General features: G+C 57.7%; 8 protein-coding genes. All 8 read right to left on the bottom strand.

Features of this window, described 5'->3' with window-relative positions:
- Positions 1–1,082, bottom strand: a 1,082-nt coding sequence (locus KTN04_RS13370; protein WP_217335736.1) for an AAA family ATPase, incomplete at its 3' end; no start/stop codon positions are given.
- Positions 1,083–1,096: 14 nt separating this feature from the next.
- Entirely contained in the window at positions 1,097–2,185 is a 1,089-nt protein-coding gene (aroB, locus tag KTN04_RS13365; protein ID WP_217335735.1) for a 3-dehydroquinate synthase, read from the bottom strand.
- A 19-nt stretch (positions 2,186–2,204) separates the two neighbouring features.
- A complete protein-coding gene (gene aroK, locus KTN04_RS13360; protein ID WP_305799474.1) occupies positions 2,205–2,732 on the bottom strand; it encodes a shikimate kinase AroK in 528 nt (175 codons plus the stop codon).
- A gap of 20 nt (positions 2,733–2,752) precedes the next feature.
- A complete protein-coding gene (gene pilQ / locus KTN04_RS13355; RefSeq protein WP_217335734.1) occupies positions 2,753–4,909 on the bottom strand; it encodes a type IV pilus secretin PilQ in 2,157 nt (718 codons plus the stop codon).
- 5 nt (positions 4,910–4,914) lie between these two features.
- Entirely contained in the window at positions 4,915–5,457 is a 543-nt protein-coding gene (locus KTN04_RS13350) for a pilus assembly protein PilP (protein WP_217335733.1), read from the bottom strand.
- 1 nt (position 5,458) lies between these two features.
- On the bottom strand, positions 5,459–6,064 hold the full coding sequence (locus KTN04_RS13345) for a type IV pilus inner membrane component PilO (protein ID WP_217335732.1): 606 nt from the start codon (positions 6,062–6,064) through the stop codon (positions 5,459–5,461).
- Complete coding sequence (locus KTN04_RS13340) at positions 6,064–6,612, bottom strand: PilN domain-containing protein (protein WP_217335731.1); 549 nt, start codon at positions 6,610–6,612, stop codon at positions 6,064–6,066. Before KTN04_RS13340 ends, KTN04_RS13345 begins: the two co-directional genes overlap by 1 nt.
- An 18-nt stretch (positions 6,613–6,630) precedes the next feature.
- On the bottom strand, positions 6,631–7,689 hold the full coding sequence (gene pilM / locus KTN04_RS13335) for a type IV pilus assembly protein PilM (protein ID WP_217335730.1): 1,059 nt from the start codon (positions 7,687–7,689) through the stop codon (positions 6,631–6,633).
- Positions 7,690–7,734: the final 45 nt, after the last annotated feature.

Genomic DNA, 7,734 nt, shown 5'->3' with positions numbered 1-7,734 from the left:
TTGGGCTCTGGTTTGGGCTCTGGTTTGGGCTCTGGTTTGGGCTCTGGTTTGGGCTCTGGTTTGGGCTCTGGTTTGGGCTCTGGTTTGGGCTCTGGCTTGGGCTCTGGCTTGGGCTCTGGCTTGGGCTCTGGCTTGGGTTCCGGCTCGGTCACTGGCCGGGGCGTCGGCACAACATCAGCCGGAGTACTCTGGTATACGGGTGCCACACGAATCTCTTCCGCTTCAGGTCGCGCGGTCGCCACCGTATTGACGGCCAACGGCAGCGTCACACGCTCTGTCACCGCTGTATCAGCCTCATCCTCCGGCAGGTACTGCCAGAGCGCGATTGCAAACACCAGCAGCAGAATAACAAAGGCAGCGCTGATATGTTTCGGCGGCATGCTGAAGCGGGCAGCAGGGCGCTCGGGCTCCCCCTTGCGCAGCACGTCGGCCACCGCCTGACGCAGGCGTGCCGGCCGACCCGCCGACTGTTCGACCAGCAGGCGCAACTGGCGCTCTTTAAGCACCAGCCCGTCCGGCAACAGGGATTCGATGAACTCGGCTGACTCCTCTGCCGTAAAGGGCGCCAATGCCTCGATGTGCAGATGACCGTCCATGCGCTGATCCAGTTCCAGCGCCTTGAAACGCTCCTCAAACGCAGGCGTGCCCGCCAGAATGATACGCGGCGCCGCGGGCTCATCGATGGTGGCAAAATTGACCAGCAGCTCCAGGGCATTGTTGGTCAGGTAATCGGCATCATCCACCAGCAATACCAGTGAGCGCTCATCCTCGGACAGCTGGCGCGCCAGTGCATGCAGCAGCGACAGGCGATCCTGATTGTTGTCCGCATCCAGATCCAGCGCATGTGTCAGCGCCTGTAGCAGGCCGGTCACATCCGCCGTCGCCTCGAATCCAACCTGGGCTGCACGACCGCTGGCCGCAGCCCCTTCACTGGCCAGTTTGTGCAGCAGCGTACTCTTACCGCAGCCCTCCGTAGCGACGATCAACAGCAGAAAGTCGGAAAAGCGCACCAGGTGCTGCAGCTTTTCCGACAACTGCAACCGTGAGCCAGGCTCATGATAATAACTGGGTACACTTGTCACAACGAGGCCCTCGTTTAACCTTGTCCCAGCCGGGGGCCGGCCGTGAGCGTCGATTGCAGCTGCGCCATCGGGAAGTCAGCGGTCACCACCGCCTGTCCCAGCTGCTTGAGCAGTACCAGACGCAGGCTGCCGTCAATCACCTTCTTGTCGACCGCCATCAACTCAAGAAAACGGTCGGCACTCATGCTATCTGGCGGCAGAATCGGCAAGCCGGCTGCCTCCAGCACCCGGCGCACGCGATCAAGGTCAGCCTGGTCCAACCAGCCCAGGCGCGCCGATAGGTCAGCTGCCATCATGGTCCCCGCGCCCACGGCTTCGCCATGCAGCCACTGACCATAGCCCTGATCCGTTTCAATGGCATGACCGAAGGTGTGCCCCAGATTCAGCAGAGCGCGCACGCCGGACTCCCGCTCGTCCAGAGCGACCATCTCGGCCTTGATCTCACAGGATCGATAGATCGCACATGCCAGCGCCTCGGGATCACGCTGACGCAATGCCGGCATATTCTGTTCCAACCAGATCAGAAAATCGGCATCATGGATCAGACCATACTTGATCACTTCAGCCAACCCTGCCGACAACTCACGCTCGGGCAGCGTCGATAACACCGCCGTATCGGCCAGCACCAGCTGAGGCTGATGGAAGGCGCCGATCATGTTCTTGCCCAGGACGTGGTTGACCCCGGTTTTGCCACCCACGGACGAATCCACCTGTGACAGCAGCGTCGTCGGCACCTGAATGAAGGCAACCCCGCGCTGGTAACAGGCCGCGGCAAAACCGGTCATGTCACCCACTACGCCGCCCCCCAGCGCCACTAGCGTAGTGGTCCGGTTATGGCGCTTGGACAGCAGGGCGTCAAAGATGCGGTTGACGTGATCCAGATCCTTGTAGGCCTCGCCATCCGGCAGGATGACAGTATCGACCTGAAAACCGCCCAGTTGTGCCCGCAGGCGGTCCAGGTACAGCGGTGCAACGGTCTCGTTGCTGACCACCATGACCTGTCGACCCTTGATGAAGGGTCCCAGCAGAGGCTGGTCCAGCAGGTTTTGACCGATGTGGATGGGGTAGCTGCGCTCCCCGAGATCAACATTCAGCGTTTGCATCAGGCTCTCCGAAGGCGCATTAATCGGTGTTTTTCAAGGGCTGCTGTCGCTTGAGAAAGCGCACAATGTCGTTCACGACACCGCGTGGATGGCGCCGATCCGTCTTGATCAGCAGGTCGCAACAACTGCGGTACAACGGGTCACGCTCCGCAATCAGCGCTTCCAGCACGGCCCTGGGGTTTTCGGTTTGCAACAGCGGCCGGTTACGATCCTTGGCAGTGCGTTCCAGCTGTTGATCGATGGAGGTATGCAGATAGACCACAGTGCCACGGCTCTGCAGATGACGGCGATTGCTTTCACGCAGCACGGCACCGCCTCCGGTAGCCAACACGATATTGTCCAGCCGGCTCAGCTCATCAATGGCCGCTTCTTCGCGCTGGCGAAAGCCGTCTTCGCCTTCGACATCGAAAATCCAGGGAATGTTGGTGCCGGCGCGCGCCTCGATTTCACGATCCGAATCGTGAAAGGCCAGCGCCAGCTCCTGAGAAAGCAAACGCCCTATGGTGCTTTTGCCAGCACCCATAGGGCCAATAAGGAACACGTTCAAATTGTTACTGCTCTTTGTACTTATCGTCTCAGTGAGTCGCGGATCATCTGTGGAGTGATGAACACCAGCAGCTCACGCTTTTCACTGCTGCCCGTCCGGCTCTTGAACAGGTTGCCCACCACCGGCAGGTCACCCAGGAACGGTGTCTTGGAGACACTCTCGCTGCTCTGTTTCTGCAGCACGCCGCCCAGCACAACCGTTTCACCATCACTGACGACAATCGAGGTTCTGAGTTCCTGCTTGTTGATCAGGCGGTTACCCAGCTCATCATACACTTCCCCAACCGTATCTTCAGTGATAATCAGTTCAAGCAGCACCTTGTCGCCCGGGATAATTTGCGGCACGACATCCAGTTTCAGCACCACTTCCTTCCACTCGACGGTTGCCTTGCCATCTGAATCAACCGTACGTGTCGGAATCTCCTGACCCGCCTTGATCACGGCCGGCTTGCCGTTGGTGGTAATCACTTTCGGCTGGGAGACGATTTCCAGCTTGCCATCGGTCTGCATGGCCAGCAGCTCGGCCGACAACAGGAAACTGTCGTCCAAGAAGCCAAAGGCAATACCTGAGGTTGCGTTCTGGATACCCAAGTCAACCAGCAGGTTGCTTGGCACCTTGATAGATTCCTTGTACGCATCGGCATCTTCAACCGCCTCCGCTTCCTCTTTGGTCAGCAGCGGATTATCAACGTACGGTGTCGGGTCAGCGTTCGGAGAACCACCAACCTTGAAGTTATCACCCTTGTAGCCTGCACCCCAACGAATGCCCAGCTCCTTGGCCGCGGTATCCGACGCTGTTACCAGGCGCGCCTGTACCATCACCTGAGCGACTTCAACGTCAAACTGCTTGATGGTCTCACGAATATCTTCAATCTGCTTGACGGTCTCGCGTACCATCAACGTATTGGTTTCGTCGTCGGCCATGGCAAAGCCGCGCTCGGAAATCATCTTGGCCTCGATCAGGCGTTCCTTGATATCCGACGCCTTACGGTAATCGATCTGAATGAAATCGGTCACCAGCGGCGCAACCGTAATCTCGTTCTGCTGGCTCTGCATTTCGACCGCTTCACGCTCGGCGATCTCAGTCACGGTGCCGACCAGCAGCACATTACCCGCTTCACGCTTGTCCAGGCCCTTGGTCTTGAGCACGATGTCCAGGGCCTGATCCCAGGGCACATTCTTCAAGCGCAGGGTGATGTCGCCCTGAACATTGTCGCTCACCACCAGGTTCTTTTCCGCCACTTCCGCAATGATCTGCAGTACGGTACGGATTTCGACATTCTGGAAGTTCAGGTCGATTTTTTCACCGTCGTACGGGAACAGGTCCTTCTGTGCTTCACGGTCTTCCTGCGTCAACGACTTGAAGTCCAGCACCAACTGACTGCCACTCTGGTAGGCCATGTAATCATAGGGCGCGGAGGTCGGCTTGATCAGCACGGTACTGCTGTTGCCATCGACCATGGTGTCAATGAAGTTGATGGGCGTGGCAAAATCCTGCACATCCAGGCGCTGTTGGCCACCCGCCAGCTGTACGCCGGACAGGTTGACCACCACGTTATTGCCTTCTTCGACAATATCCAGGCCCGCGGCCTCAGTGCCAAGATCAATGGTAATGCGACCACGATCGCCTTCCAGACGGTGGAAGTCGATGCCCTTCACCTGCGTTTCGGTGCCCTGATCATTGACCGCCGGTGCGGCCGGTGCCTGGTTGGCCTGAGCTGCGACCGGTGCTTCGACGGCCGCCATTTCGCCACCGATTTCCAGGTACAGGCTATTGCCGTCGGTACGCACGTTGTAGCCGGCCACCTCATTCAGATTGGCCACCACACGGGTACGACCGTTCGCCTCGGCAAAGTGCAAGCTATCCACGTCTCCGGATTTGACCGCCAGCACTTTCTGCTCAAGATCACTGCTGGTATCCCAAAGGTCCAGCACCAGCCGCGGCGGTGTTTCAATCATGTAGGCCTTGGGTTCCGGTGCAGCACTGTCAAATTGCATCTGCACTTCGACCTTCTTGCCCGGCAGTGATGCAAAGCTCACATCCTGCAGTTCAGCGGCCAGCACGGACTGGGAGCCCGCCAATGCGATCAGCGCACTCAGCAGGAGCCGCTTGGGCGCCGGGCTTCGGGTCTGCATCCGGTTGGTTTCGGTCCGTCTAGATTTGTTCACGGTCTGCATCCTTATCAATCCTGCTGTTCAAGCGTCAGCGTCCGCGGGCGTGTCATCCACCCGCCCCGTCCGTTTGAGATGATTTCTACCAATTCCAGCCCACGTTCGCTGATTTCAACAATTTCGCCATAGTCGTTGCCCAGGAAATTGCCGGCCATGACGCGGTGGACTTCATTGTTCGGGTCCTTGATCAGGGCCCACAAGGTGGTGTCGCCGGGCTGGGTGATAATGCCAACCATGTTCAGCTCGTCGACGGAGAATTCTTCCAGGTACTCTTTCGGACGCTCGGTGTCCGGCTGGAGGGATGAGTCTCCGGTGATGTCTTCACGCGTGCCTGTGTTGCGCACCAGCATGCGGAAAGGGTCACGCAGGCTGGCCCCTTCATATACAAAACTCTCATAGGGCTTGAACGTCGGCAGTGGCTCGATATTGCCGCTGGGGCGTGCCTGCTGCTCACGCGTGTAACGCTGCAAGTCTTCGGTATCATCCACCCAGAGACAGCCGGACATGGGCACTGCCACTGCCAGTGCCAGCCCCAGCCGCAATCCCTGTCGCATCTTATTTCGTATCGTCATAGCGGTAGGTCTTCGCACTGATTTCCATGGACAGCAGGCCGCCTTCTTCCGGTTCAAGCGAGAAGTCGTGCAAGGTCACGATACGCTTGATGGCAGCCACACCACTGACAAACTCACCCATCTGGTGGTAGTTGCCGCGCACCATGATGCGAATCGGCAACTCGACATAGAACTGCTCCTTGCGCTCCGGCTGCAGCGCTATCAGATCGAACTCCAGACCAGCGGCACGACCGATTTCGGTAATATCCTCCAACAGGCCCGGTACTTCCTTGTCGGTCGGCAGCTGTTTGAGCAACTCGGCAAAGCGGTTTTCAACGTCCGCCATTTGCTTGCGCAGTGCATCCAGGCTGGCCACCTGAAACGCCTTGGTACGGTACTCGTCCTTGAGCTCGCGCTCTTTGGCGATTTCACGCTCCACTGCAACGTGCTTGTCCTTGATCATGAAGTGCACGCCACCCCCGACCACCAGTACAAACACCAGCAGATACACGATGATCTTGACGCCAATCGGCCAACTGCCGGCCTGATTGAAGTCGACATTATTGATATCGAACCCCTGAAACGCTTGCTTGAAGGCATTACTGTTCATTATTTCGCCTCCTCTGCATCAGGGCGCGTCATGCCGACCTGCATGTTGAAGTTCTTGACGTCTTCGTTCTTGTCGACCTGACGCAGATCCGGCTCTTTGAACCAGATCGAGTTGTCCAGGCGGCGCATCAGCTCGGACACGTCGTTGTTCTGTTCGGCGACACCGTTGATGGTGATGGTTTCGTCACGACGCACCAGCGAGTCATAGTGCATGCCATCCGGCAATACACGCACCAGTTCGTCAAAGTTGCGCACGATTACCGGGCGGTTACCCTGCAGCTGCTGAATGGCATTGAGACGCTCCAGCAGGCGTTCGCGCTTGGCACGCAACTCCTGAATTTCACGGATCTTTTGATCCAGCTTGACGATCTCACCCTTGAGGTAATTGTTGCGTACGTTCTGGCGATCCATCTGAACGTCGTAATAGTAGCTGATACCCAGCACTACCAGGCCACCCAGCAGGGCTGCGCCGACAATATTGCCGATGAAGCGTTTATGCAGCCGTTCGTTCCGTTCTTCTCGCCAGGGCCTGAGGTTAATACGTGCCATACATAATCCCTATGATCCCTAAATATCGAAGCTTCGTTGTGCCAGGCCGCAGGCCTTCAACAGGCTGGGGGCATCCTTCTGCAGTCGGGTTGCATTCACCTTGGATGCAACCTGCATGTTCAGGAAGGGGTTGGCCACCAGCGTCTGGATACCCACTTCTTCTGCTGCCATCTCGGCCAATCCATCAATCCCGGACACACCACCGGCCAGATACAGCTTGCCAAGCTGCCCCTGAGAGCCGGACGAGTAATAGAATTGCAAGGCACGGGAGATCTGCTGCACAACGGTCTGTCGGAACGGCAGCACCAGCTCGTTCATGATCTCTTCACCGAGCTCACCGGCATGTAGCATGCGTTCGACTTCAGCGACTTCAATGCCTTTGAGCTGATGGATCATGTTGGTCAGATCGTTGCCACCAAATGCCTGCTCACGGTTGTAGATGATGGTCTTGCCCTTGAACACATTCAGCGTCAGGGTTGCGGCACCAATATCGACGATACCGACCACTTGCCCGCCGGGCTCGCCATGCTCCAGCAGCGGCAGTGTGCGCTCGATGGCATAGGTATCGATATCGATGACTTCACATTTGAGGCCGGAACCATTGATCGCGTCTTCCCGGCTGTCCGCGTCATCACGACGGCAGGCCACCAGCAAAATGTCATTCAGCTCGGGCGCCTTTTCCACCGGCCCCTGAATTTCAAAGTCCAGTGCGACTTCTTCCAGCGGATAGGGGATGAACTGATCCGCTTCGACCTGTACCTGCTCCTCCAGCTCCATCCCCATGAAGGCATTGCTGATTTCGAGGTGTTTGGTGATAACAGCGGAAGAAGGTACCGCGGTAACGGCATGAGACAGCGGTATGCCACAGATTTTGAGCCCGCGCTTAATGGCATCCGAGACTTCATCCGGTATTTCGACATTGCCATCGACCACGGCGGTCGGAGGCAGAGGAACGACCGCGTAGCCTTCAATCTGATATGACTGTCCATGTTGGGTGAGTGCTACCAGTTTGACGGAAGCGGACCCTATATCCACTCCCACCCAGCCGGCAGTCTTCGGCTTTAAAAAGCTGAGCACGACATTTTCCTTATATCAGTCAGGTGAAGTCCCGCAAACGGTCAC

Origin of the sequence: Marinobacterium weihaiense, assembly GCF_019061305.1 — a bacterium.
GTDB lineage: Bacteria > Pseudomonadota > Gammaproteobacteria > Pseudomonadales > Balneatricaceae > Marinobacterium > Marinobacterium weihaiense.
Note: the sequence above shows the minus strand (reverse complement) of the source record. Positions and strands in the feature narration are given on the sequence as shown.